The sequence below is a fragment of the Streptomyces sp. NPDC054840 genome (assembly GCF_053611065.1).
Window position 1 is genome coordinate 1 of sequence record NZ_JBSGZP010001101.1, and the last position, 1406, is coordinate 1406.

2 protein-coding genes are annotated in these 1406 nt (G+C 70.3%); both read left to right on the forward strand.

Translation table 11 applies throughout. The annotated features are described in order from the left end of the window. Window positions 1–769 (forward strand): protein translocase subunit SecF (gene secF, locus ACWGIU_RS37870; RefSeq protein ID WP_453712622.1); only part of this gene is annotated, 769 nt, incomplete at its 5' end. Further along, window positions 766–1320 (forward strand): adenine phosphoribosyltransferase, encoded by a 555-nt coding sequence (locus ACWGIU_RS37875; RefSeq protein WP_453712623.1) that lies wholly within the window; start codon window positions 766–768, stop codon window positions 1318–1320. The genes secF and ACWGIU_RS37875, both read left to right, overlap by 4 nt. Window positions 1321–1406 lie beyond the last annotated feature (86 nt).

Genomic DNA, 1406 nt, shown 5'->3' on the forward strand with positions numbered 1-1406 from the left:
GATCTCCGGTGTGGACACCGACGCCGCCACCGAGGTGAAGAAGCAGCTCGCCACCGACCTCAAGGTCGACCAGGCCGCCATCAACGCCGACCTGGTCGGCCCCAGCTGGGGCGAGCAGATCGCGAACAAGGCCTGGACCGGCCTCGGCGTCTTCATGGTCCTCGTGGTGATCTATCTGGCCATCGCCTTCGAGTGGCGGATGGCGGTCGCGGCGCTGATCGCGCTGATCCACGACCTCACCATCACCGTCGGCGTGTACGCGCTCGTCGGCTTCGAGGTCACGCCGGGTACGGTCATCGGTCTGCTGACGATCCTCGGTTACTCCCTGTACGACACCGTCGTCGTCTTCGACGGTCTCAAGGAGGGGTCGAAGGACATCACCAAGCAGACCCGCTGGACGTACAGCGAGATCGCCAACCGCAGCATCAACGGCACCCTGGTCCGCTCGATCAACACCACGGTCGTGGCGCTCCTCCCGGTCGCCGCTCTGCTGTTCATCGGCGGTGGCTTCCTGGGCGCCGGCATGCTGAACGACATCTCGCTGTCGCTCTTCGTCGGCCTCGCGGCCGGTGCGTACTCCTCGATCTTCATCGCGACCCCGCTGGTCGTGGACCTCAAGGAGCGCGAGCCGGCGATGAAGGCGCTGACGAAGCGGGTGCTCGCCAAGCGGGCCGCCGCGGCGGCCAAGGGCGAGTCACCGGACGAGGCCTACGCCGCCGAGGACGAGCCGCAGGTCGTGGCGCAGGGCCGGTCGGGGCGGCGGCGTTGACCGCGCCGCTGTCCGAGGACGCCCGGGTCCTGCTGCTCAGCCGGATCAAGGACGTGCCGGACTACCCGAAGCCGGGCGTGATGTTCAAGGACATCACCCCGCTGCTGGCGGACCCCGAGGCGTTCGCTGCGCTCACGGCCACGCTGGTGGAGCTGGCCGGGCGGTACGGCGCGACGAAGATCGTCGGTCTGGAGGCGCGCGGGTTCATCCTCGCGGCCCCGGTCGCCGTGCAGGCCGGGATCGGCTTCGTGCCGGTGCGCAAGGCCGGGAAGCTGCCGGGCGCGACGCTCGCTCAGGCGTACGAGCTGGAGTACGGCACCGCGGAGATCGAGGTCCACGCCGAGGACCTGGCGGTCGGTGACCGGGTCATGGTCATCGACGACGTGCTGGCCACCGGCGGCACCGCGGAGGCCTCGCTCTCGCTGATCCGGCGGGCCGGCGCGGAGGTCGCGGGCGTGGCGGTCCTGATGGAACTCTCGTTCCTCCCGGGACGGGCCAAGCTGGCCGCTTCCCTCGCGGGGGCTCCGCTGGACGCGCTGATCGTGATCTGACCTCTTCGCTTGCCGAGCGGCGGGTATCCGGGACATCCCGGTGCCCGCCGCTCTCGTTTGCGGCTGCGGGCCGATTGCCGGGGGCG